The sequence below is a fragment of the Microcoleus sp. F10-B2 genome (assembly GCF_036704965.1).
In the GTDB taxonomy this organism is placed as follows: domain Bacteria; phylum Cyanobacteriota; class Cyanobacteriia; order Cyanobacteriales; family Microcoleaceae; genus Microcoleus.
Genome location: NZ_JAUBTB010000044.1, coordinates 17,271 through 40,428, shown reverse-complemented (window position 1 = coordinate 40,428; position 23,158 = coordinate 17,271). Strand labels below are relative to the sequence as shown.

The following is a 23,158-nucleotide window of genomic DNA, read 5'->3' as shown; positions in this document are numbered from 1 at the left end:
ATTTTAGGCTCTCGAAGCACGTAAATCATACCAGTTATCACACAGTTATTCACAGATACCGGGGTCGTTTAGCAGAAAAAACAGTATAAAGCCCCCGTCTGTCGAGCAATTTTAGATTTTAGATTTTAGATTTTAGATTTTAGAATTGACTCTGCACATGAATTGTGGGAGGGATTCAACTAAGGTCTCATATTAAGTCCGGGTCAGAAATTGCCCGATCGGACTCAGCGCTTGAAACCGCGACTACACAAAGTTTGATCCGCTCCAAGCCGATTAAAAAATAAAGGGGCTATTAAAGCCGGATTTGGTCTACACTTTTACCTGTAGGGGGTAGGATTGATTTTTTGGGTTTAGTCGTAAATTTTATTCCCGATCGCCAAACTTGCCGATCGAGTTTCATTTTTTTGTTTTCCTTTTTTTCTATTGTGCCGAATTCCGGCTGGCGACGGCAAAAAAAACGATCGCACCCAGCAAAATACTTAAATCATTTTATACGACCGACCGGCCCAGCACAAAGATCGGTTTTGCTTCCAACAGCCGCGACTTTATCCGTTACGAAGCCTTTGGCGTATCGCTGACACTTGATGCCTGGGTGGCGGACTCTGCCGATCGATACCCGTAGAAATCTATCCGGTAGTCTACAATTCTGACACCAGTTTGCTGTTGGATTTGCTCGATTAAGTCGAGCGGCAATTCCACATGAACGTCCAGAATCTGAGCCGTATCAAGACAGTTGACGTGAGAGTGAGAGTCGCTGACATTGCCGTACAAGCGTCCCTCCGAGCGTTCTATGCACTCAATAATCCCTGCTTTCGACAAAGCTTCTAGATTTTGATAAACAGAAGTATGACCGATCGAATGCGCTTGTTGGTTGAGGCGATCGTAAATTTCGCGAGCCGAAAGGTGTTCTTTTGCCTGCCACAAAAGTTCTAGAATAAATCGACGCTGGCGGCTCAAGCGCATTCCCATCGCCTGACAGCGGTTCAAAGCATCTTCTAATGAACGAATTGGTTTCACAGCTACCGCCTTCTAAAGCCTGCTCGATTTTTAATTTTTGTACATTTTAATTTTTGTACAATATTGCACGCCTATCCTGTATTCACTCATTCTAACGCAGGGTTGCCCAACAGTAGAAGTTAGAAGGCAAAAATCTCGAATGAGTGAATTTTTTATAGTTGCTGCGGAATTTAGGCTGCCAGCACGCACCACAAAATTTTCGGTCTCACAAATATTGCTGCGACTCTATCTTCTACTGCAACAACTCCTAGTTCGAGGATTTGATGGCGTGAACCAATAACTTGGCGATTTCCGAGAGTTGCTTTTTGTTGAAGGTTTTCAGCAAAAGCCTCACTACAGCCTTCGGTTCGCCGGGAAGTGCTACTTGCTTCGACGCTGCTGCTGGGACTGCTGGGGCGCTTGCCTCTACAGGTTTTGGGCTTGCTGCCAAAAGTAGCAAATTTTTACTCGGAACGATCGTCTTGACTTTCCCCCCTTGCACCAAATCCCCAGCCTCCTTGAGTTCTTTGATAATCAGCGGAGCTAAGACTTTATAAGAGTTTTTGGGATTAACTATCGCCCCTCTAGCTGTTTTAACTAAATTTTGCCAAGTCTCAATTTTACCTCCCAACTTATAGAGGCGAACGCACACAGCCGTCAACTCCTGGCGACTAGCAGCCGATTCTTTCTGCTTGAACACCTGCAACATTTCTTTAAGTAAAGCCATAACCTCGATCGCAAAATTCGCCGGCACAGGGCCCGCTGTTTGAGCGGGGAGCGAACCAGACCCAGCAGCAACTGCCAGAACTTTGCCCGAGGCCAAGTTATTGAGGTGAGTTTCCAGTTGAGCAAAAACTGGCATCACCTGCTGCACGAGTTTTTCTCCCTCTTCATTCCTCAAGCCGAAAGGCCCCTCCAGTCGCCCCAGCAAGTCCTTAAGCGTATCAACTCCCTTTAAAAATAGGGATTCTGCCGTTTGGTCAACCTGCTTGACGGGCCCGTCCTTGAGCACCTTAAAACAATCTTCCAAGCGGTGAGCGGTTGTTTTAATACTATCTAAACCCAGCATGGCCGCCCCTCCTTTCACGGAATGGGCGGCTCGAAACATCTCTTGGACGCTTTCGGGGTCTTTCATCGTGGACTTCAAATCCACTAAACCATTTTCTAGAGTATCGAGGTGCTCCTTAGCCTCCTCTATAAACAAACGCATAATTCGGTCTTGCTGATCTGACACGACAGTCCTCCTAACAATCTCAGCACCCTCCAGAAAGCACCCTGTTCGCGGGAGAAAACGCGACTCCTGGCTAAAGTCGGAAGCTCCCATGCAAAACATTCTAGCCTGCCTCAGCTAGCAGACTCAAAATATTGGTGTCGGGGCAGTCTTAACTCTAAAACTGGTGCGGTGGAGATTGAGTCTAGAGTTCTGAGGGAGTATCTGGAGCGATTTCAATCCCCATTCCTTCTTTCATCATCTGCTGATCTGTAATCAAATCGCTCAATTCCTTGACTTCGACGCCGATGTTTTGGCAAGCCTGTTTCAGTTCCCGCTCGAAGGTGTTGAGGTCGCCTCCGTAGCCGCAAAGCTCAGCGGCTGTGGCGATTCCTTGTTGGGCGTTAGCTTTGGCGCAGTCGATCAATTCAATGCCTTTGAGGGGTTGGGAGGATGCCATAGTGTCAAACCGCAATTTATCTTTTCTCCTACTGTACCTAGAACGTTGAGGTCGATCGATCTATCGAAAGGCATGAAAAGCCTGGCTGTGCTGCGTGTTACCAAAAAGTTAGGTCTAAAGCCCCTTCTTCAGTGGCCGGCTTTGTGCTACCATTTTAACGTAGCGACTTCTCACGTAAAATGTTCGTCAGAGAATTTAAGGCTAAAGGAAAACCAAATCAGTACGCAGCAATAGACGAGGCGATTAGAACTGCTCAATTCGTTCGGAATAAATGTGTCCGCTATTGGATCGACAACCGAGGCGTGGGGCAGAAGGAGTTGTACCGTCACGGCACATTGCTCAGAGAAGAGTTTTCCTTTGTTAAAGCCTTGAACTCTAGCGCTTGTCAGGCTTCGGTAGAAAGAGCTTATTCTGCGATTGCTCGGTTCTACGATAATTGCAAAAAAGCTGTTCCCGGAAAGAAGGGATATCCGCAGTTCAAGAAGAATTGTCGCTCAGTTGAGTACAAAGTCAGTGGCTGGAAACTTTCACAGACGCGGAAACAAATCACTTTCACCGACAAGAAAGGAATTGGCAAGCTCAAACTCAAGGGAACGTGGGATTTAAACTTCTACCAACTCGATCAGATAAAGCGAGTGCGGTTAATACGTCGCGCTGACGGGTACTATGTTCAGTTCTTAATTAGTGCTGAAAATAAATTAGATGCAGTACCGACAGGCAAGACGATTGGATTAGATGTAGGGCTTAAAGAGTTCTACACCAACTCTGACGGTCACGCCGAACCTAATCCCAAGTTTTACCGAACAAGTGAAAAACGGTTGAAGTTCAGACAACGCCTTGTTTCTCGTAAAAAGAAAGGCTCTGTCAATCGCAAGAAAGCCGTTAATCGACTAGGGCGAGTACACCTCAAAATAAGTAGGCAACGTGAAGAACACGCTAAGAGACTAGCGCGTTGCGTAATCCAATCTAACGATTTGGTCGCCTACGAAGATTTGAGGATTAAAAATCTAGTAAAGAATCATTGTCTTGCTAAGTCGATTAATGATGCAGGCTGGTATCAGTTCAGGAAGTGGCTAGAGTATTTTGGAGTGAAATTTGGCAGGGCAACAGTTGCCGTTAATCCTGCCTATACCTCTCAATTATGCTCTAACTGTGGTGCAATAGTCAAAAAATCTCTGTCCATGAGAACCCATGTTTGTGAATGCGGGCTTGTCATGGACAGAGATAGGAATGCTGCTGTTAATATCCTGAAACTAGCATTGAGTACGGTAGGGCATACCGGAACTTGGGTCTTAGATCCGAACGCTTTGGGAGATTCGACCTCTACTTTGGCTGGAGCAATCCTGCCTGAGCAAGTTGGATCTATGAACAAAGAATCCCCACGCCTTTAGGCCCGGGAGTGTCAACAATTCATACCTATTTTTTGCGAGTTCCTGCGAAGATGGCAGTAGTTGAGATTTTCTACCCTTACTGTGCCTAACTTAAGCTAGCTTACTGTGAGAAATGTTTCCAAATCTCATATGCACTGGGTCTGGAGCGTCCGGCACCGCCTATTTGTGTCTGTTCTGTTTGCTATCGCAGTCGCTCTTTTCCTGCCGCCTGACTATCTCCCCCTGACTCGGACGCTGTGCATTTGGAATGCGGGCGCTGTGAGTTTCCTGCTTTTGACTTGGATGCTGATGCTGCAAGGCACTCCCGAAATGATGCGCCAACACGCTCAGCAGTTGGATGCTGGCCGCTTAACAATCTTAAGTACGATCGTGGCAGCGGCTTGTGCTAGCTTGTTAGCCATTTTCTTCCTGCTGCGCGATACCAAAGGTCTGTCACCGAATTTGCTATTTCTGCACTTGGGGCTTTCTGTCTTAACAATTGTTGGGTCTTGGATGCAGGTACACACTATCTTCACGATGCACTATGCCCGCAGCTACTACAAAAACCGCAGCAAGCAGCACGGCAGTTACTTACAGGCGGGGGGTTTGGATTTTCCGGGCGACGAGGAACCAGATTACAAAGATTTTTTATATTTCTCCTTTGGTATTGGCATGACTTGCCAAGTTGCAGACGTGCAGATAACTTCTCGTTCCATGAGGTATCTCGTGCTTTTTCACAGCGTGCTGTCGTTCTTTTTTAACACCGCTATTCTGGCTATGAGTGTCAATATTATTGCGGGATTGACTTGAGATGATTCTGTCGCAGATGCGGCGATTTTTTGTGAATGGGCGATCGATCTTGTTTTAGGGCGCTGCTTATTGCCCGAATTCCAGAGTGAGAGGCAAGAAAGTCAGGCTAATCACCAAATTTTGCATAACTCAATAGAAAATGTTAGTGTTCACGATCAAGTTAGGGTGAGGTTAGAGATAAAAACAAGCTAAAAACAGCTTGGTGTAATACTCTGAGGATACCTATGAAAGCCCTACAGATTCTCTGTAGTAAATCTAAAGTTATCTACTAACTGCTCAAAAAACCTCTCAGGACTAAAAGAATACGACTCTTGAACTAGAGATTTATTCTTCAGTTTAATTTTTTGCTCAATTCTTATCATAGAATTGAAATAGCACTTATGAAGAGAATCTTCTTGAATATAACCCAATAAATCTTCTGCCTTTAATTGGTCTTCCTTCCATAGTTTAAATTTGATAATGCTCTTCTTACCTGCATCTTGGTCATAAATATTATATGAATTAAGTAGAATTTCTCCTTTAGAGATGATGTAACAAAGCTCCCGGATTGGTCTGACGCTATGCCCTTGTTCACGTAAACCTGAAAACATTCGATTTCCCATGACAATACATGAACATAATTGGGATGGCAAATTAGGCTGTGTTTTAATCTTCTTTGCTAAATACGTTCTGAAAGGTTCTTGCTGCCATAAATCTTGGAAGCGAGTCAATTGAGTTGCGGCTTTCTGAATGCAATCATAAGTGGTTCTCAATTCAAATACATTACAAGGATGCAAGGAGTTTTTGCATTCAAATATAAATAGGCAATTATCTACAACAGCTAAGACATCTACCTCGCCTTCAATGCCCTTAAAAGAATATTTTAAATTGGTTGCAAATATTGATGATACTGGTTTTAAGCATCTCTCCATCTCCAGAACAAGTGGATCTGCAGATGATTCTGAATCAAATCTAAAATTAATTGATTGAAGAATGTTTCTACAAAGATCAGAGTTAGTTAAAATTCCCAGAGGTAAAAGTATCCAATCTTCAACATTAATAAATGGGTGCGTTTGTAAATCAAATCTCTTCTTGTCTAATCTCCAAGTAAATAACTCAAAAATTTCTTTTGCCTTTTGTTCTCCCAAAAAACTAGCCAATAAATCTTTGAGTTCATTGGCTTGTAAAACAGGCATAGATCGCCAAAATAACTTAGACTTAAAGAGATTTTTAGAGTCTATATACTCCGTAAGAACGAATAACATAAATGCAAATAACCGTTGTACTTTAATGATATCGAATAATGATAAGCTTTGGGAAACTGGGATTTCATTTACTTTTTTATAGTCAATAAATAAATTAGTTTCAAGTTGTTTGAGAATCATCTCCTCTTCCAAAAAAAGACTGTTACTGTCCAAAAACTTACTTAAAATTTGAGGGTGAAATTGCATGACAATGCGTTTTAAAGGACTGTCTATAATCTTAAATGTAGACTCTTTAAACTTTTGATAATACGCCTTTGAAAATTCCAATATAGAGGGGGTTTTTTCTGTTATTTCTGATAATTCTGACAGAGAATCAAACGAGTTAGCAATTTCTTGCATAGATTGTCTTGTGTAGCCGAGACAACGGCTCATCTCGAACTTTGGGTCAGGTGCTTTTAAAATAATTTTTGCATCATTTTGTATAGCTGTATAACCAAAACTATCTACAAGCACTTCAGACTCTTGAAAAAAAATTAATTTGTTAAAATCCTCTAATTTGTCAAGGTAATATTTATCGTTTAAGCGTTTTTCATTGACTTTATTAATATTTGATTTATCTATAACCTTTTTGTCATGGCTATGATAAAGATAAAAAGAAAAGGCTGAAGCTAGCTCTTCCTTACATACAGAGTAGCGATTAGCGTGGTCTTGTTGAAGATCGTCAAGGAGCCAGAACAATGAATCAACTGCAATTAGGTAACTTTTCATCTCAAGATAATCAACCTCTTTAAGTAAAGCCTTAAATAAGGTTTGAATATTTCTTGAGATGGAAAGAAGCGATTTTATAGATTCAAAGTAAACTTGGCTATCCTGGCTGATGTTTATTTTCCCAGTTTCATTTATCAATAAATTAAGTATCTGAGATTGGAAATCATAGTTTGAGCATCGAAGTACACCAATTTTTCGTAGTTGACCTACAAATTCCGCCTCACTTTGTTGTAATCCCGCTCGAAATAAGTCTAAGGCTAGCTTTTGCTCTCTGTCTGAGATGGCTTGCTTTAAATTCTGTGCAATTTGCTCAATCTGGTTTTTACTTTTCATTAATTAACTGGTATGGTTGGAGCAACGAAGCTATCATTAATACTCTTCTAGTGGACTTCAAAAATTGCTGAAAGATTCCTCAAGGCATACCATTACATGGCAATGAAATCCCCTGTCTAAAAAAAACGCTAAAACCGCCTTTTTAGCGGTTATTTTTCAGCGGTTATGATGCGGCAGTCGTAACGACTACCCCTAGGCTTTGCCTAATAAATTTATAACTTTAGGGCATTCAAACGTCAAGACACCGACAATGAATTGAGCTACCCAGGTGATGGGAAGGAATTTTTAATGCTGATTTTCCTACCCAAAGCCGATCGCCCTCGATCGCTCGACACTACAGCAAACGGGCGATCGCACGCCCCCGTTTTGCCAATCTCAAAATTTCCTGACATTTTTCTTGCTAAAACGAAGTCATTACGAGTATGATTTAATAAGAAGCAAAAAAGAGAGCCGCCATGAGGATAGAAGAAATTCCCCTCAACCAGATTCGCCGCCCCCTGCCGCGAGTCAACGACCAAACCAAAGTCGCCGCCCTCATGGAATCCATCCGCGAGGTAGGTTTAAACGAACCCATCGACGTGCTAGAAGTAGATGGTCAGTATTACGGATTTTCCGGCTGCCACCGGTACGAAGCTTGCCAGCGTCTCGGTTTAGAAACAATCCGCTGTAATGTACGCCGAGCTCCCCGTGCCGTGTTGCAGATGCACTTAGCCTGAGCCTCTCAATAGCAATTCACGACAGGCAAACATTCGATCGCCCAAACCTTTCTAAGAAGTTCGATCGACAATCACTACTAACAAGCTAAAAACCTATGACTGCCAACAACCACAAACAACATCTTTACCCCACCCGCATCGATATGTCAGCCGCCACCCGCTCTCAAGTAGTCGGGCTGCTCAACGCCACGCTGGCAACGACTCTGGACTTAAAAACTCAAGTCAAACAAGCTCACTGGAATGTTAAAGGCATGGACTTCTACCAGTTGCACTTGCTGTTTGACGAAATGGCAACAGAACTCGAAGAATACGTTGATACGGTTGCCGAACGGGTCACAGCTTTGGGCGGTTTGGCTGTAGGAACAGCCCGCACAGCCGCCGCAGATTCGATCCTGCCAGAATTTCCTTTCGACATTGTAGACGGGAAAGAATACGTGACGGCTTTGGCCGATCGCTACGCACCCTACGCCCAACACCTGCGAGTCGCGATCGACAAAGCAGCGGAACTCGGCGACGCCGATACAGCGGATCTCTACACCGAAATTTCGCGCACAATTGACAAGCGTTTGTGGTTCCTAGAAGCGCATTTGCAAGGTTCTGCGACAAGTGCAACAGCCGCAGCCCGGGAAAAAGTAGCCGTCAAATAGCAAGCTTTCAAGAATTGAACTTGCATCTTCATAAATTGCGAAACTGCTGTGGGGCGGGCCGAACAGCCCGCCTCAAAAATGTATTTCGTTAATGCTCCTGAGAGCTTAGGATCGAGAATATGTCCATTTATTAATTTGGATGAATTTTTCGTGGCAGCTAATATTCCAGATTATGCTCCTCAACTGCAACGCCTGATGCGACAGGCGGGGCTTTCGAGCGATCGAGAACTCAGCCAAAAAGCAGGAGTTTCCGAGATCCAGCTAAGTCGCCTCCGTCGCGGCTTAGCCCTGCAAACCAGAGCCGACATCCTGCTCAAAATCAGTCAAGCTTTACAAATTTCCTTAACCGAATTGCTCGCAACCTTGGCACCAGACTCTGTAGAGTTAGAACAGGCACCACCGACAGCCCTAGAACAAGAATATCAGCGCCTGCAAGCTTCGATCGAACAGCAGCGAGAATCTTTGATGCAGGAATTCCAGCTATCTAGCGTGCAAATTTTAGAATCTTGGATGTTGCAGTGGCCGACTGCTGCGAGCAAAGCTCAGGAAAATCACCACTTGCGGGCTCAGAAACTACTGCCCTTGCTGCGGCCAGTCGAGCAGTTATTAGAGCATTGGGGAGTGGAGTCGATCGCCCCAGTCGGAGCCCAGATTCCCTACAACCCTCAACAACACCAGCTTATCGAAGGAACAGCCCAGCCGGGAGAAACCGTCAAAGTTCGCTACACGGGATACAGACAAGGCGACAAACTCCTCTACCGCGCCAAAGTTAGCCCTATTTGAGCTATTGTTATTTGTTAATTAGCGATCGTTCTGAATAACAAGGACAACCTAATGTCTCAATTGATTGTAGCCAATGTAGCGGCCCCTTTCTTTCTGTCACAAACTGGTAATATCTGGCTTTTTGTGAGCATTATTCCCGTTGAGATGATAGTTGTTTTTCTGTGTTTGAAATCTGCAGAAATTGCCATTAGTTTTCCCAGGTTGTTCATCGCAGTTTTAGTGGCAAATATTGCGACTTCTATTTTAGGGATTCCTCTTGTGTTGAGCACTCTTATGCATAAAAATATTTTCTCCTTACCTCGCGATATTAATAACATCTCTAAAGAATCTTTAGCGATTTGCTTGATTCTTTCTTTTATAATTGAATCTGTAATTTATGACTGTTTTTTTGCAAGAGAAAAATTTGAATTATCAAGATGCCAAATAATACTATTTTCTTTACTTAGCAATTTAGCAAGTTACATGATTTTTATCCCGGCTCTTACCGGCTTTAATTATAACACTGGTGGAAATTCAGTTTTAATACCTAATCATCGAGTAGTAGTTAGGGAATTGAGAGGCTTCGCACACAATTATACTCGGATGCAAAACAGATCATACTACGAAAAAGGACGCTTTGCTGATAATTGGCAAGAATTAGATTTTGCTCTTAAAGAAACATCTTTTTATACTTGGTATCACAAATTTTATCGGTTAGATATTCAGGGCGATGCAACGACAGCTAATTTCACAGTGGCGAGCAAAACAAAGGAGCTCAAAAGTTACCGATTGACAATATTTATTGTTAAAGACAAGGACAATTACCAATTCATTCAAGGTATTTGTGAAACTGACAAGCCATCAATGATAGCTCCTGAGATTCCGCAACTGGTTAATGGTAAATTTCAATGTCCTCCTGGTTCCTCAGATAAAAGCGATAAATTTGGATTGCGCGATCGATAAAAAATCGACGGCGTAAAGAAATGAGGTTTATGACCAAAACTGTCAATTGTCAACTGCTATATCTAAGCTAATGCCAAACTCTCAGCATAAATTCCGGTTGCACCAACCAACTATTTACCTTTCTGCTATTTCCCTCTGCTTAATTCTTGGTATTGCTCACGGTTTAGCTGATGCAGCCGCCGGGTTTGTGTTAGGAAGTTTGCCCCGCACGATGTCTTTTGAGCAAGCAAGTTGGCTGATTATTCTCTACAACATTCTGGGTTTTGGGTATCAGCCATTGGCGGGAATGTTAACAGATAAATTTCAACGTCCTCGTCTAGCTGTTTTGGTGGGATTGTTTTCGCTTTTATTGGCATTGGCGATCGCTCAATGGCATTCTCCACTAGCTATAATCTTAGCAGGAATTGGTTCAGCAGCTTTTCATGTAGGTGGCGGCGCTTTAGCATTAACTGCTACTCCTAATCGTACTACTGGTCCGGGAATTTTTGCCGCACCAGGAGCGATCGGCTTAACACTAGGTATTGCTTGGGGATGGACGGGTTGTAAAATTAGCTTGCCAATCGCAATCCTGCTTGGTTTAATGATGGCGATCGTTGCCATAATTGACTTATCAAAATATGATGTTTTCTCCCATTCTCCGGCTTTGTCTGGGCAGGAAACAATTGAAAATCCCTTAGATGACGGGGTTTTGTTGGTATTGCTGAGCGCGATCGCGCTCACTTCCACAGTTTGGACTAGCTTCCAATTCCTCTTGCAAATCCATCTCAATCAGCTCGTTGCGATCGCCTTTGTCACCGGTATTGCCAAAGTCTTTGGCGGTATTCTCGCACAGCGCTGGGGCTGGAGGCGCTACACAATTGTTTCCCTCACAATTGCCGCAGTTTTATTATTATTTTATCCACCAAATTACCTCACTTTAATTCTTGGTTTAGCACTACTCCAGTCGAGTATTCCTGTCACCCTCGCCGCCACAGCCAAAATTATGCCACAACAGCCAGCCACAGCCACAGGTTTTGCACTCGGACTCGCGATTATTGTGGGCGGTATTCCAGTGATGGGTGGTTTGAGCGAGATCGCTGGCATACCGGCTGTTTCCGCTTTGATTGTTATGGTATCTGCTCTGTCGCTGTGGTGGGTGTTGAAATCGAAAATTATGCTAAGTCGATGAAAAGTCGAAGATGTCAATCTCCCCCTATGGAATGCAGACAGCCCCAATACCTATAAATTCAGTCGCAAACGTATCCATTGTGGACTTTACCGCACAGCTATTGGGTGGGCAGTCAACGCCGATGCTAAGGGCGCTCTGAAGATATTGAGGAAGCATACAAGTAAGCTGAATCAGTTTCTTGGACTGTTTAGAGGCTGCTGGGCGCTGCCTTTAAGAGTGAAAATGTCTTAGAAATCCTCACTCTCTTATTTGGATCGGAGTCCATCTCGCAGCTATACTAGCCTAGTCTGGCTAGAAATTCTGACATTCCCACCGCAAAATATGAGTCCTGTAGTTAAAATTATTCAGCCCTCTGGCATTTTAGACGGCACCAAGGCAAGTCAATTCCGCCAAGAGATTAGCGACCTAGTGGAAGCGGGAGCCGATGTGGTATTGATAGACTTCCAAGATGTGACATTTATGGATAGTTCTGGTTTGGGTGCTTTAGTCTTGGCGCTCAAAACAGTCCGGGCCGCTGGGAGTCAATTAGTTGTCTGTTCTATCAACGAGCAAATCCGCATCTTATTTGAACTCACCAGCATGGATCGAGTTTTCGAGATATTTCCGACCCGTGATGCTTTTAATAGCAAAATTCTCTCAACTAACTAAATTTTTTGGCTGCTGCCTTCTTGCTATTTTGTCGCGGATGCAATGCAAGAGGTCAGCTAGCCAAAGTTTACCTTGAGTAAAGACCAATCATCATCAAAAACTGCTTTAGCGTTCAACGTTTGAATGTAGTTCAAAACCAGCTCTAACTGGTCGGCAGTTGCACCGTTGTAAGCTGCTAACAGGTCTACGAAAGGGTCAAGCCCCCAGATATTGCCGTCTGGTTGGTGGATCTCGTATACTCCGTCGCTAAAGATGTAGAGAGTGCTCAAATCCTCGACATCGCAGCAATTATCGACATAGGGGGCGTCGGGGAACATCCCTACAGGCATTCCGGGGGTTTTTAATCGCTGGATTTTAGCGGTGCTCGCAGGCGACTGGGAAATCAACACGGCCGGGGGATGGCCGGCGCTGGCGTAAACTAGCTGGCGAGAAATGCGGTTGTAAACGCCGTACCAGATGGTGAAATACTTGTCATTTTGGTAGCTCATCTGGAAGGTGGTGTTGAGGGCGCGCAAAACGTCGCTGGGTTTGTAGTAGTCAATGTTGGGGAGGGCGCGCGATCGCAGCAAATTCAAAACTGCCACTGAAGGCAATGCCGCCCGCAAACCGTGACCAGCCACGTCTAGCAAGTAAATCGCCAAATAATCGGCGTCCAGCCAGTTGTAGTCAAAGCAATCTCCCCCCAACTGTCGGGAGGGAATGAACTTTGCTTCAATGCTGACAGGTTCCGTCATCGGATCTGGCAGCAGCGATTGCACGTACTCCGCCGCCTCGGCTAATTCTGCTTCCAGACTTTGCTTGGCTATTTTCAAATCTCGGCTGAGTTGGTGCAGCCGCAATCCGGCGCGTACTCTCGCTTGTAATTCGTTGAGTTCGATCGGCTTCGAGATAAAGTCGTCGGCACCGGCGTCGAGCCCTTTGACTCGATCGGCGATCGAACCCAAAGAAGTCAACAAAAAGAATTGTGTAGTTGACAGATCCGGATCTGCCTTAACTCGACGGCAGACATCTATGCCCGTCAAGCGCGGCATGATCCAGTCGCAAATTATCAGGGCCGGACGCAATTTTTGCGCCTGGGCTACACCGTCTTCGCCATTACTTGCTACTGTTACTTCGTAACCCTGTTTTTTCAGAGTTCTTCTCAGCAGTTCTTGAACAGCCGTATCATCGTCAATAACCAGAATTTGAAACATGGGCACTCAGGTACTACAAGTCTTTCAAGGTCTGGGGGTCATTAAAAATATATCCTGTCAGCGCGCTGGTCTGAGATTGAGTATACTCTAATAACATCGCCTTCGACGAGGTAAATGCTTTTGCCCCCGCACCGTGGAGTTTAATTTACCTCTAAATTTGATGAAAATTTTAGCGCCCTCAAACTTCACTCAGTTTATACTCAGAATATGAACTTCGATCGATTTTTATTGGCAGCACGGACAAGTTGACATGGCAGCACGATTTCTGGTATTCTAAAAAACCAATTAGTAGATTTGATATTTACAAACTAGCAGCAACAGCTAGTATCCTCAAATTTCCCTCAAATTTCCCTCAAATTTCCCTCAAATTTTGCCTTGTTTTATATTTCCCTAGACCGATAGAGAACTTCAGTGGCTGAGCGTGATTGAATTAAAAGGTTCCGAAAAGTTGCCGATGCTCAAAAAAGCGGATCTTCAAGTCAATACCGGTCTCAATGGATTAGACCATGTTTTGTCTTGGTTTTCACAATTGTACGACTCGCGAATTCCTACAAGTGTGTGGCTCAGGTGTCAGTTAGCTTTGGCTGAGGGCTTTACGAATGCGGTGCGTCACGCCCACAAGGGCAAACCAGCGGATTTGCCTGTTGACATTCAGGTGGCAGTGTTCGCTGAATCTTTAGAGATTAAAATTTGGGACTCGGGCGATCCGTTTGATTTAGAGAAAAAAATCCAAGATATTTCGGAAAAAGTAGATATTCACTCTCCGGGCGGGCGGGGCCTAAAATTGATCAAAGACATCGCAGACAGTATTCGTTACGAGAGAACGGCTGATGGACGGAACTGTTTGTCGATGGTCAAAAATTATTCGCCATGTCTCAATGCCGAAGGATGAAGCTGATATTTTGCAACTGCCGGAGGAACTTTGCGGTTAATGAGATCGATCGGCTTTTAAACGGGGGACGTAGGATTCAGCCACAGCAGAATTGTCCGTTTTAATTGATTTAATTCCCGATACACTTCTTGTTTGACCCATTGCCCGATCGCGTCGAAGGGCGTAAAAATTTGACCCACAGGCCAGCTAACATCTTGCCCCAAGGGCGTTTGATGGTTGCCAGTCAGAGTCTGAACTGTAATCATGTCGGGAAATCGTGCTTTTAGCAGTTTGGTCAACAGCAGGGTTTGGTCGATGTTGTCGCCGTTAAATTTGACTAAAAGATTGCGCCGAATTTGATAGCTATCTTGGACGAGGCGATTAGTTTCTTGGGGGGACGGGGTAAACTCAACGTTAAAGACGGGGGAAATTTGCTCGACGATCGGGATTGCTTCGGATGCCGCATAATTGTTGAAAGAAATCAGAATATTGCCTGCCCTTTCTACGTCAAACACAGAACCGATCAGCAAGTGCAGTTTGCATCCCATGCTGTGTCCCATTCCGTAAACGGGGAGATAGGAAGATTTGAGCAATTTAGTGGCCCGCAGGCGATCGAGGGCATTTTCAAATTTGTTGAGGACATCGCGGGCGATCGCAATATGATCCAAAGTATTGACAAACGGCGTTGCTACTACAAGATATCCTTGGTTCCCCAAAGCTTCTAACAGCCAGCGATAGGTGAGTTGCGGTGCTGTCGCCACAAATGCACCGCCGAGAAAATGTACGATCGCGATCGGTCTTGAAGGAATTAATACCCAGTTACCAGAAATTTCTTGCCAGTCCATAAATTCAATCTAATTCCAAATAAAAAGGCGATCGTCCTCTGAAGCTATAAGGCAGAACTTTTTGTAATTTTTTGCTTTTACTTTCTGCCTCAAAAATGGCTTGGCTACCCATTTTTCCATTCAAAAAACTTGGCTCTTTACTTATATATGATATTTAGTGTAACTGTTTTGGCGGCAAATAGCACGGGGGGCGAACGCTGTTATTTCTGCCCTGTATAGGGTTGAAGCTGGGGGCCGAATAAATCAAAGCTGAAATCCGATCGCGACTTTCAAAAATTTTTATATCGTTTCCCATCGCACTGCGGCAAGCCGCTGTAGTTGTTATTGCTGGTAATTGACCCGACAGGATATTAACATTCAAATACCACTTAAAACCCGAAGAGGGCCTATTCACTAGCCCCTGCGCGATCGGCTTTGATGCGGCTTGATTGGCATCACCTAGTTTCTGGGAGGATCTCAATGAAAGCCGCCAAGCTATAAATTGGACTTTTGAGGCAGGAAGCAGAAGGAAAGAGTCAGAAGGCAGAAGAAGTGTTTTTACAAATATGAGATGCTCCTTAATTTCTTGACTAAAACCTACATAAAAATATCAGCTTCTTGAGGATAACCCCCCGAATTCAGAAACTCGCGGGGGGTTTAATTCTGCCGAATTATTATTGATGCCTTCTGCCGTTTGATGACTCAACTTCTCGTGAGCCTTCATCCATTTCCACTTGTTCAGAGTAGCTTGAGGATTGAGCACTGTGGTAGCGAGGCCGTAAACAATAGTCGGCAAAACCTCCCGATTTAAAAAACTTTGCCCCAGCTTTCTCATGTAGTGCAGTGCCAAAACTTCTCGGAATTTGTTAATTTTTTTCAATAGGGGCAAATTCTTAAAGCGTATCTGTTCGTACTCGTGGAGTGATAGCTCTTTTTCTCCCCGCAAGCGCCGCAGTTGGTTTTCCTTGACACAATCAGAAGCTATGCGCTTTTTCAGCCAGTGCTTATCCGTGAGAGACTTTCCTCTAATTCGATAGTTTCCCAAAGGTTCTGTCGTAGCTAGCAAGCCGTACTTTTGAGCAAGTTTGGTAAATAACTCTGTATCTTCTCCTACCTCCCAATCTTCTGCAAACCCACCTTCTTTGAGAAGAATGGAGCGATCGACTACAACAGAAGACGGGAAAACCCAAGGGCTTTCGCCTGTCTCCTTAATCGCCTGCATTTCTGCTTTAGTTGTAGGATAGGTGGGAATGTAACTCAACTTGTTGCCGCGCTTGTCTAAATACCGCAAAGCGTGAGCCACAGCTTTGACTTCGGGATTGTCTGCGAGCATCTTCAAACAAACTTCTAGCTTGTTGGGTTCCCAGGTATCGTCGCTGTCGATAAACGCTACATAGTCGCCCGTTGCCCGATAGATCATTAAGTTTCTCGCCTTAGAAACCCCGTAATTTTGGGGATTCCGGAAGTATTGAATTCTCGAATCTTGTTCCGCCAGTTTAGCGGCAACTTTGTTAGTAGCGTCAGTAGAACAGTCATCAACAATTAAAATTTCTAGATTCTTGTGGGTACCGCTGAGTACGGAGGCAACTGTCTCGGCCAGAGTGTCGGCAGCATTGAATGCAGGAATGATTACACTGACTTGTTCGCTGTTCATAACTTGCATTAGGTGTGGTTTGGTAGTTGTTCGCCGAAGTAGAGTCTAGCAGCAGACACTCTGACTCCTTTACGTGTAAGTACCAGTATTCCCGAAACTTGCCTACATACTGCCAATATAACAGGCTTAGCACCTCAGTGTTATCTATCATAAGGGGGGGACACGTGTTAGGAGAGGGAGTGCAGACTGTTGGGCAACAATTTTTCTGACGCACAAGCCTCGGCTGCGAGGCATTGACGGTTTTGTCGGGGGATTGAAGTTTTCCTAGAGTCGATCGGATATTTTTGCTTTAATCGGACTTACCCAGAGAAACCAGGCATCCCCCAAAATTGTTGGTTTGACAACTAGATCTCTACTAATAAACCGACTTTATGACTCATAACTAGTCCGGTTAACCGCTGATAATAAAATTGTTTTTCCTCCGCATTTTTCTGAATATAAAATACTTTCATTACGCACTTAAAACCTAATTTGAGTTGTTTTAAAAACTCGATCTAAAGTTCGTATATCCTATTTTGTTGATTGACCAATTTGCCGCACAAATAATCAAAAAAACTCTATATTGTCTGCTATTATTTTCATAATATAATCAACAATCTAAAATTTATACTAATTTTTTTTGAGGTTTTATCAACTGAATTATTCTACGTTCATCAGCTTTGTTGAGATGAGTGATTTCTAAATAAAGATGCTTTTTCAAACTTATTGAATAATTAAGTTGCCCTAAGCTGTCCCTCATTTCTCTGTTTTTTGGGTCGCGAGAGCCTCCCCGGGTCAAATCGTTTCCCAGTCTGCCATAACAGGTAATTTATCTGCGGTTGAACTCAGTACCGCTAGATATTAGGGAAGACAAGCATAAAATTATACTGTAAAAAATCCACGAATCACCTGTAAAAAATGTTCCCCAAGTTCTTGAGCAAAGTGCGAATTTATACTTGTGTCCTAACAGTGTTGCTGTTCGGCGGTTGCCAGCAGCAGCTACAGCCAAACTTGCAGCAGCGCCGCAGCAAACAGGGGATGGCAGTTTCGGCTCACCCTCTGGCTAGCGCTGCGGGGCTGGCCCTGCTGCAACAGGGAGGCAATGCAGTGGATGCGGCGGCTGCTACGGCTTTGGCGATTTCGGTGGTGGAGCCTTTTTCGGCGGGTATCGGCGGCGGGGGTTTTTTGCTGCTGCGGCGGGCGGAAACGGGGACTGTGCAAGCGCTGGATTTCCGGGAACGAGCTCCGAAACGGGCTGCGCGGGATATGTACCTCGACAACTCAGGCAAGGTGCGCCCAAGGGCAAGTCTGGACGGGCATTTGGCGGCGGGTATTCCGGGTACTGTGGCTGGACTTTATACAGTGCACCGCGAGTACGGTAAGTTACCTTGGGCGGCTGTGGTGGCGCCGGCGATCGCCCTGGCTGAAAAAGGCTTTCCGGTAAGTTCGCGGTTTACCGCAGCTACCAGGCAACGACAGGATGCGATCGCCAAAAACCGGGCGGCGCGGGATGTTTTTACTCGCGGTGGCATTTTATACCAGCCGGGGGAGCTTTTGGTGCAGCGGGATTTGGCGCGGACATTGCGGCAGATTGCAGAAAATCCGCAAAGTTTTTATACCGGGGACATTGCGCGGGCGATCGCCGCCGACATGGCTAAAAACGGCGGCATTATCACTCTCGAAGATTTGAAAAACTATACGCCGATTTGGCGGAATCCGGTTTGCGGCAACTTTCGCGCTTACCAAATTTGCGCGATGTCGCCTCCTTCTTCCGGCGGGGTTCATTTGTTGCAAATCTTAAATATTCTGGGAGATACGGATCTCAAGAGTTTGGGAAGGCAAAGTCCAGATACTTTGCACTTGCTGGCGGAGAGTATGAGGATTGCTTATGCTGACAGGGCGGAGTATTTGGGCGACCCGGATTTTGTGAATGTACCGATCAAAGCTCTGACTAGCATCAATTATGCCAAATTGAGACGATCGCAAATTCAAATGTCAAAAGCCACACCCTCCAGAGATGTAAAAGCTGTTGACGCTGAAACTTTGAGCCGCTTCGTGTGGGAGTCTCCTGAAACTACGCACCTAACGGTAGTTGATAAAGAGCGCAATGTTGTGAGTTTGACGTTTACGGTGAATGGCGGTTTTGGGGCTGGCGCTGTGGCGGCGGGTACGGGAATTTTGCTCAACAACGAGATGGACGATTTTGCAGCAGCGCCTGGAGTGCCGAATTTGTTTGGTTTGGTGGGCGGGGAGGCAAATTCGATCGCCCCGGGGAAGACTCCTTTATCCAGCATGACGCCGGTCATCGTGACCGAAAATGGCAAATTCCGTCTGGCTGCTGGGGCTCCCGGAGGCAGCACAATTATTACCACGGTGCTGCAAATAGTGCTGAACGTGTTGGTTTACGACATGAATGTCGGGGAGGCTGTATCTGCACCTAGAATTCACCACCAATGGCAGCCCGATCGGCTGAGGGTGGAAGGGGGAGGTTTTGAGGCTGCGACGCTTTCGGAGTTGCGGCGGCGGGGACACCTGATTGTGGAAGATGACGGCTGGGGAAACGCTAATGCGATCGTCCTGACTGCTGACGGTTGGTTAGAAGGGGCTGCGGATCGGCGCGGCGAAGGAGAAGCAAGGGGGTTTTAGTCATCTGTGAACCGTAATTTTTCTAGGGGCGGGTTGTCATCATCTTGACTTCTTCACCAGCACTTGAGTAAACCCGCCCCGCCCTCTACCGGAATGGTCGATCGAGCCGACTTGATATAAATTGCGGACTTACGCAGAAACCGGGTTTTTCACCAAAATCCCACGCGAGTGCGCGATCGCCAACGATATAAAAACCCGGTTTCTTTTAGTATCCAGTGCGTAAGTCATGAAATTATTAGTCTGTGTACGTATATTTTGGCATCCATGTTTTTGTGGAGAGGTTTATTGACTGACTAACTGCCAAGAACTACAAAAAAAAATAACTACAAAAACCGTAAATATACTTAGATATAAAGTCATTGTAAAGGCACTAGACATTGATAGTTATATAGTGTGAAAATGAAGTTGTGTATTGAATCAGCTTTGTATTTTTAACAAAAAATTTATGATAAATTCTCACAAAACTGCTGCCTTAACTGCTACATTGACTGGTGTCCTGAGCTGGTTGGCAGCGCCAGCCATGGCATTTTCGGTAGGGGCAACTAACAACATTGAGACTTTGAAAAATAATTTGTTAGGAACTAATACAGCCGGATTGAGTGATTTCTCTGTTTCAATTACAGGAAATGAGGCTGCTTTTGGTACTTTCACTAATGACCCCTTCGGTTTGACATCAGGTGTTGTTCTGAGCACTGGTAAAGTCACTGATATACCGGGTAAAAATCGGAAAGATAATCTAATGACCAACGGCAGCGATTTAAACACGGACTTTGGGCCTAGGGGTGAACAGGGGGATTTGACTCAGCTCAACCTCAGCTTTTTTGCTAATAGCACGGTCGAAAAGTTGTTCTTTGAATATGTATTTGCTTCTGAGGAGTTTCCTGAGTTCGGCGGTTCTGAATTTAATGACAATTTTGAACTCCTGTTGAATGGCACTAATTTGGCAAAGTTGAGCGACGGGAAAACATTTACGATTAATAATCTGGTTCCAGATCCAAATAATCGCTCTGCAGATCACGCGGACTATATTGACAACTCAAGTTTGACAGGTATTGCTGCTAGCATCATTAAGCTGGACGGTTTTACTAAAGTTTTAGGTTTTGAGGGTTTGCTCAAGCAAAATCAGACGAATGTTCTCAGCATCCGCATTAAAGATGTGGGCGACGGCAATGTAGATTCTGCTGTATTTATTAAAGGTGGTTCTGTGGGGACGGAAAAAGCTGAGGCGGTTCCAGAACCGATGACTGTGGGGGGTTTGATGGCGGGAGGGGCTATGCTGGCTGCTGGACGAAAGTTACGCAATCGCTATGGCGGAAGTAATTAATAACGGAAGGCAGAAGGCAGAAGGCAGAAGGAAAAAGGAAGAAGGAAAAAACAGAACAGGAACCATTTTGGCGGTTGCTGTAATATGAATCTCGATTAGCTGTGTTGGAGACAGAAACGGGGTTTGATGAACGAAAAGACCTCGTTGCAGTTCTTGAACCGGGTAAAAAAACTCGGTTTTTGCGATCGCGATCGCGTAATATCATCTCAAGTAATTTAACCTATATGGGTGCGCAGCAAGGAATGCAAGTCCTCATATAATTCTGACGACGAATGCCCTCACTACGAACCAATTTTATTGCGGTTGTTCTAGCGGACAAAATATAAGTTTTTCTCCCAAATTCGCAAAGGGCGGATTTTTTTGTATTTGGAATTGCAGCAACTATTGCGGGTCAAACCCGCGTCTACAACGACTGACTAAAAACTAAATAATTTAGCTATGAACGGTACCGTCGGGTAAGATTGTACCTGTTAATGTAGTCCGGGTAAGTTTGACCATAACTCGATCGCCGTAACCGATTTTCGCTCCTGTTAAGTCAGCACCGCTCAAGTCAGCACCGCTCAAATCGGCTCCGATTAAGTTGGTTTCTCTCAAGTTGGCATTGATCAAACAAGCTCCTAACAAATTGGCCCGGAACAAGTTTGCTTGGTGCAAATTGGCGCCTGTGAGATTGACGTTGTGTAGAAAAGCATCACTTAAGTCAGCTTCACTCAGGTTTGCATTGCTCAAGTTTCTTCCTGAAAAATCCTTTTCTTTTAAGGAAGCTCCTTTGAAGTTGGAACCGCTCAAATCGGGAGCTTGCGGCCCAGCTTGGCGGTAAGACTGAGATGGCGGTGGCTGCGATTGGTAGCGCGACGCCTCTGAATAGGGCCCTGCAGGGTTTCCCCCATAGTTTCCCGCATAATTTCCAGGATATTTTCCTGAAGAGGGTTCAGAAGAGTAGCGCGGTTCTTTTGGGTTTGCCGACGGTGGCTGGGTGTTTTGGTGCTGGGTGTTTGGATACTGAGTATTTCTGTACTGAGTGTTTTGGTACTGAGTGTTTTGGTACTGACTATTGGGTTGCTGAGTGTTTTGGTACTGAGTGTTTTGGTACTGACTGTTGGGTTGCTGAGTGTTTCTGTACTGAGTATTTTGTTGCTGGGTATTTTGTTGCTGGGTATTTTGTTGCTGAGTATTTTGTTGCTGGGTAGTTTGTTGCTGGGTAGTTTGTTGTTGAGTGTTTCTGTACTGAGCGTTTTGTTGCTGGGTAGTTTGTTGCTGAGTGTTTCTGTACTGAGCGTTTTGTTGCTGGGTAGTTTGTTGTTGAGTGTTTCTGTACTGAGCGTTTTGTTGCTGGGTAGTTTGTTGCTGAGTGTGTTTGTGCTGGGTGTTTTGGTACTGGGTGTGTTTGTGCTGAGTATGTTTTTGCTGAACGTTCTGATTCTGACCTCTTGGTTGAATCGATCGCAATTGTTCGCGAGCTTGATTAATTTCCTTAATCTTTTCTTCAGCTTTCTGTAGTAGTCTGGGATTGTCTTTGGGGATGCGATCGGGGTGCCAAATGAACGCTAAATCCTTGTAGGCTTGGCTAATTTCTTCTCTGGAAGCTCCCGGCAACAGTCCCAGCACTTTATAGTATTGGTCGAGGTCGTTCATTGTACCACCTTTCGCTTTAAGAAATTAGGAATTAAAAATTAAGATCGGAGCAAAAGCCGTTCTCAAAGCTTGCTTGTCCGATCGTGCATTAGATGAACAATAACTCAGCTAAGCCGCTGCTGGCAAAAATTCTCGAATTCGCTGCAAGTATGTTGCGGCATCCTCCAGCATCGGAAAGTGAGCCGTATTCGGAATTATAACAAATTCTACTTTTTTGCTGAGGGAGGCTGCTTGCTCTCCCATGACCGCAGGGATAATTTGGTCAAATTCTCCGGCCACAAGCAGTGTGGGAACACTCAGCCGCGCAAATTCTTGGGGCATTTCCTCGGCGGCTCTTTTGCTGACGGCCGTCACCATTGTACCTATAGCAGCTTGCTCGTCTGCCATTAAAAAATCCTTGAGAAACGCCAGACTGACCTCTGTGGGCAGGGAACGGCGCAAAAACCGGGCCATAAATAGCCGATCGGCAAAGGGGATCGATGCCAGCCAAGATGGCCTAAATTTTACCACATAGCCGCCGAATTTGTGAAAAGTTGTAAAGGCTTTTTCATCGTATTCAAAAATCCCGCTGCAAGTGAGAATTGCTTTTTCTACTTTTTCGGGGTAAAGGTTGAGAAATAAAGTAGCAATTGATGCACCTGTAGAGTGAGCATTGAGAAAGACGCGGCTTAAATTCAGAGATTCTAACAATTCAGCTAAGTCGCGGGCGTAGGTTTCGAGTTCGTAGCTGGACTCAGGAGGCTCTTTTGGCAAAGGCGATCGACCAAAACCTCTCATATCGTAAAGCAAACAATCAAAATCATCAGCAATAGCCCGTGCCGTACTTTCCCAGTAGCGCGCTGAACCCGCCCACCCGTGCAGGAATACCATCACTGGTTTCCCGCTAGGTTGGGCCGTGTTATCTGCCGTTATCCACTCGTAATAATGTTCTACACCGCGAATTGAAATGAAAGCCATGATTAAGTAGTTTTGAGTTTTGAGTGATGATAATTTTAAA

22 protein-coding genes are annotated in these 23,158 nt (G+C 44.9%); 11 read left to right on the top strand and 11 right to left on the bottom strand.

Going from position 1 to position 23,158, the window contains the following annotated elements:
• Positions 1–552: 552 nt before the first annotated feature.
• The 3 genes from QUA99_RS18205 to QUA99_RS18195 all read right to left on the bottom strand — a co-directional run bounded on the left by QUA99_RS18205 (position 553) and on the right by QUA99_RS18195 (position 2,666).
• The gene (locus tag QUA99_RS18205; RefSeq protein ID WP_333239402.1) at positions 553–1,017 is read right to left on the bottom strand and encodes a Fur family transcriptional regulator; all 465 of its coding nucleotides are present in this window, start codon (positions 1,015–1,017) and stop codon (positions 553–555) included.
• Positions 1,018–1,264: 247 nt separating this feature from the next.
• Positions 1,265–2,329, bottom strand: a complete 1,065-nt coding sequence (locus tag QUA99_RS18200) for an Hpt domain-containing protein (protein WP_445251024.1) — start codon at positions 2,327–2,329, stop codon at positions 1,265–1,267.
• An 82-nt stretch (positions 2,330–2,411) separates the two neighbouring features.
• Positions 2,412–2,666 (bottom strand): hypothetical protein, encoded by a 255-nt coding sequence (locus tag QUA99_RS18195; RefSeq protein ID WP_172192057.1) that lies wholly within the window; start codon positions 2,664–2,666, stop codon positions 2,412–2,414.
• 179 nt (positions 2,667–2,845) lie between these two features.
• Between QUA99_RS18195 and QUA99_RS18190 the strand changes: the two genes are divergently transcribed.
• Positions 2,846–4,057: a transposase gene (locus QUA99_RS18190; protein WP_333239406.1), complete on the top strand. Its 1,212-nt coding sequence runs from the start codon at positions 2,846–2,848 to the stop codon at positions 4,055–4,057.
• A gap of 129 nt (positions 4,058–4,186) precedes the next feature.
• On the top strand, positions 4,187–4,846 hold the full coding sequence (locus QUA99_RS18185; protein WP_333239408.1) for a DUF1345 domain-containing protein: 660 nt from the start codon (positions 4,187–4,189) through the stop codon (positions 4,844–4,846).
• A gap of 233 nt (positions 4,847–5,079) precedes the next feature.
• Here QUA99_RS18185 and QUA99_RS18180 read toward each other — a convergent pair whose 3' ends face one another.
• Complete coding sequence (locus tag QUA99_RS18180; RefSeq protein WP_333239410.1) at positions 5,080–7,131, bottom strand: hypothetical protein; 2,052 nt, start codon at positions 7,129–7,131, stop codon at positions 5,080–5,082.
• A 260-nt stretch (positions 7,132–7,391) separates the two neighbouring features.
• Complete coding sequence (locus QUA99_RS18175; protein ID WP_333239412.1) at positions 7,392–7,523, bottom strand: hypothetical protein; 132 nt, start codon at positions 7,521–7,523, stop codon at positions 7,392–7,394.
• A gap of 63 nt (positions 7,524–7,586) precedes the next feature.
• On the opposite strand from QUA99_RS18175, the gene QUA99_RS18170 reads away from it, so the two are divergent.
• The 6 genes from QUA99_RS18170 (at position 7,587) to QUA99_RS18145 (ending at position 12,035) form a co-directional block, all read left to right on the top strand.
• Positions 7,587–7,847, top strand: coding sequence for a sulfiredoxin (locus tag QUA99_RS18170; protein ID WP_333076422.1), 261 nt, complete (start codon positions 7,587–7,589; stop codon positions 7,845–7,847).
• 95 nt (positions 7,848–7,942) lie between these two features.
• Positions 7,943–8,494, top strand: a complete 552-nt coding sequence (gene dps, locus QUA99_RS18165; RefSeq protein WP_333239414.1) for a DNA starvation/stationary phase protection protein Dps — start codon at positions 7,943–7,945, stop codon at positions 8,492–8,494.
• Between the two features lie 78 nt (positions 8,495–8,572).
• A complete protein-coding gene (locus tag QUA99_RS18160) occupies positions 8,573–9,277 on the top strand; it encodes a helix-turn-helix domain-containing protein (protein ID WP_333239416.1) in 705 nt (234 codons plus the stop codon).
• A 51-nt stretch (positions 9,278–9,328) separates the two neighbouring features.
• Complete coding sequence (locus QUA99_RS18155) at positions 9,329–10,219, top strand: type IV pilin-like G/H family protein (protein WP_333239417.1); 891 nt, start codon at positions 9,329–9,331, stop codon at positions 10,217–10,219.
• Positions 10,220–10,289: 70 nt separating this feature from the next.
• Positions 10,290–11,387, top strand: a complete 1,098-nt coding sequence (locus tag QUA99_RS18150) for an MFS transporter (protein ID WP_333239419.1) — start codon at positions 10,290–10,292, stop codon at positions 11,385–11,387.
• 321 nt (positions 11,388–11,708) lie between these two features.
• The gene (locus QUA99_RS18145; protein ID WP_293148351.1) at positions 11,709–12,035 is read left to right on the top strand and encodes an STAS domain-containing protein; all 327 of its coding nucleotides are present in this window, start codon (positions 11,709–11,711) and stop codon (positions 12,033–12,035) included.
• Between the two features lie 56 nt (positions 12,036–12,091).
• Here QUA99_RS18145 and QUA99_RS18140 read toward each other — a convergent pair whose 3' ends face one another.
• The gene (locus tag QUA99_RS18140; RefSeq protein ID WP_333239421.1) at positions 12,092–13,228 is read right to left on the bottom strand and encodes a SpoIIE family protein phosphatase; all 1,137 of its coding nucleotides are present in this window, start codon (positions 13,226–13,228) and stop codon (positions 12,092–12,094) included.
• Positions 13,229–13,649: 421 nt separating this feature from the next.
• Here QUA99_RS18140 and QUA99_RS18135 point away from each other — a divergent pair, with 421 nt between their 5' ends.
• The gene (locus QUA99_RS18135) at positions 13,650–14,120 is read left to right on the top strand and encodes an ATP-binding protein (protein ID WP_333239423.1); all 471 of its coding nucleotides are present in this window, start codon (positions 13,650–13,652) and stop codon (positions 14,118–14,120) included.
• A gap of 56 nt (positions 14,121–14,176) precedes the next feature.
• Here QUA99_RS18135 and QUA99_RS18130 read toward each other — a convergent pair whose 3' ends face one another.
• The 3 genes from QUA99_RS18130 to QUA99_RS18120 all read right to left on the bottom strand — a co-directional run bounded on the left by QUA99_RS18130 (position 14,177) and on the right by QUA99_RS18120 (position 16,577).
• Entirely contained in the window at positions 14,177–14,944 is a 768-nt protein-coding gene (locus QUA99_RS18130) for a DUF1350 family protein (RefSeq protein ID WP_333239425.1), read from the bottom strand.
• A gap of 154 nt (positions 14,945–15,098) precedes the next feature.
• Positions 15,099–15,338, bottom strand: a complete 240-nt coding sequence (locus QUA99_RS18125) for a hypothetical protein (protein ID WP_333343460.1) — start codon at positions 15,336–15,338, stop codon at positions 15,099–15,101.
• Positions 15,339–15,533: 195 nt separating this feature from the next.
• Positions 15,534–16,577 carry a glycosyltransferase family 2 protein gene (locus QUA99_RS18120; RefSeq protein ID WP_333460391.1) on the bottom strand — a complete coding sequence of 348 codons (1,044 nt, stop codon included), beginning with the start codon at positions 16,575–16,577 and terminating at the stop codon, positions 15,534–15,536.
• A gap of 897 nt (positions 16,578–17,474) precedes the next feature.
• Here QUA99_RS18120 and ggt point away from each other — a divergent pair.
• Both ggt and QUA99_RS18110 read left to right on the top strand, forming a co-directional pair.
• Positions 17,475–19,202, top strand: a complete 1,728-nt coding sequence (gene ggt / locus QUA99_RS18115) for a gamma-glutamyltransferase (RefSeq protein ID WP_333239429.1) — start codon at positions 17,475–17,477, stop codon at positions 19,200–19,202.
• A gap of 445 nt (positions 19,203–19,647) precedes the next feature.
• Positions 19,648–20,526, top strand: a complete 879-nt coding sequence (locus QUA99_RS18110) for a choice-of-anchor L family PEP-CTERM protein (protein ID WP_333239431.1) — start codon at positions 19,648–19,650, stop codon at positions 20,524–20,526.
• Positions 20,527–20,958: 432 nt separating this feature from the next.
• On the opposite strand, the gene QUA99_RS18105 is transcribed toward QUA99_RS18110, so the two are convergent.
• Together QUA99_RS18105 and QUA99_RS18100 are read right to left on the bottom strand one after the other, a co-directional pair.
• Positions 20,959–22,161, bottom strand: coding sequence for a pentapeptide repeat-containing protein (locus QUA99_RS18105; protein WP_333239433.1), 1,203 nt, complete (start codon positions 22,159–22,161; stop codon positions 20,959–20,961).
• Positions 22,162–22,269: 108 nt separating this feature from the next.
• The gene (locus QUA99_RS18100) at positions 22,270–23,118 is read right to left on the bottom strand and encodes an alpha/beta hydrolase (protein WP_333239435.1); all 849 of its coding nucleotides are present in this window, start codon (positions 23,116–23,118) and stop codon (positions 22,270–22,272) included.
• Positions 23,119–23,158: the final 40 nt, after the last annotated feature.

Excerpts from the sequence above, each read along its gene's own strand:
- QUA99_RS18195 (WP_172192057.1), bottom strand. The coding sequence starts at position 2,666 with ATGGCATCCTCCCAACCCCTCAAAGGCATTGAATTGATCGACTGCGCC.
- dps (WP_333239414.1), top strand. The coding sequence starts at position 7,943 with ATGACTGCCAACAACCACAAACAACATCTTTACCCCACCCGCATCGAT.
- QUA99_RS18200 (WP_445251024.1), bottom strand. The coding sequence starts at position 2,329 with ATGTTTTGCATGGGAGCTTCCGACTTTAGCCAGGAGTCGCGTTTTCTC.
- QUA99_RS18140 (WP_333239421.1), bottom strand. The coding sequence starts at position 13,228 with ATGTTTCAAATTCTGGTTATTGACGATGATACGGCTGTTCAAGAACTG.
- QUA99_RS18120 (WP_333460391.1), bottom strand. The coding sequence starts at position 16,577 with ATGAACAGCGAACAAGTCAGTGTAATCATTCCTGCATTCAATGCTGCC.
- QUA99_RS18145 (WP_293148351.1), top strand. The coding sequence starts at position 11,709 with ATGAGTCCTGTAGTTAAAATTATTCAGCCCTCTGGCATTTTAGACGGC.
- QUA99_RS18155 (WP_333239417.1), top strand. The coding sequence starts at position 9,329 with ATGTCTCAATTGATTGTAGCCAATGTAGCGGCCCCTTTCTTTCTGTCA.
- QUA99_RS18105 (WP_333239433.1), bottom strand. The coding sequence starts at position 22,161 with ATGAACGACCTCGACCAATACTATAAAGTGCTGGGACTGTTGCCGGGA.
- QUA99_RS18150 (WP_333239419.1), top strand. The coding sequence starts at position 10,290 with ATGCCAAACTCTCAGCATAAATTCCGGTTGCACCAACCAACTATTTAC.
- ggt (WP_333239429.1), top strand. The coding sequence starts at position 17,475 with ATGTTCCCCAAGTTCTTGAGCAAAGTGCGAATTTATACTTGTGTCCTA.
- QUA99_RS18190 (WP_333239406.1), top strand. The coding sequence starts at position 2,846 with ATGTTCGTCAGAGAATTTAAGGCTAAAGGAAAACCAAATCAGTACGCA.
- QUA99_RS18130 (WP_333239425.1), bottom strand. The coding sequence starts at position 14,944 with ATGGACTGGCAAGAAATTTCTGGTAACTGGGTATTAATTCCTTCAAGA.
- QUA99_RS18110 (WP_333239431.1), top strand. The coding sequence starts at position 19,648 with ATGATAAATTCTCACAAAACTGCTGCCTTAACTGCTACATTGACTGGT.
- QUA99_RS18175 (WP_333239412.1), bottom strand. The coding sequence starts at position 7,523 with ATGTCAGGAAATTTTGAGATTGGCAAAACGGGGGCGTGCGATCGCCCG.
- QUA99_RS18100 (WP_333239435.1), bottom strand. The coding sequence starts at position 23,118 with ATGGCTTTCATTTCAATTCGCGGTGTAGAACATTATTACGAGTGGATA.
- QUA99_RS18160 (WP_333239416.1), top strand. The coding sequence starts at position 8,573 with ATGTATTTCGTTAATGCTCCTGAGAGCTTAGGATCGAGAATATGTCCA.
- QUA99_RS18170 (WP_333076422.1), top strand. The coding sequence starts at position 7,587 with ATGAGGATAGAAGAAATTCCCCTCAACCAGATTCGCCGCCCCCTGCCG.
- QUA99_RS18180 (WP_333239410.1), bottom strand. The coding sequence starts at position 7,131 with ATGAAAAGTAAAAACCAGATTGAGCAAATTGCACAGAATTTAAAGCAA.
- QUA99_RS18185 (WP_333239408.1), top strand. The coding sequence starts at position 4,187 with ATGCACTGGGTCTGGAGCGTCCGGCACCGCCTATTTGTGTCTGTTCTG.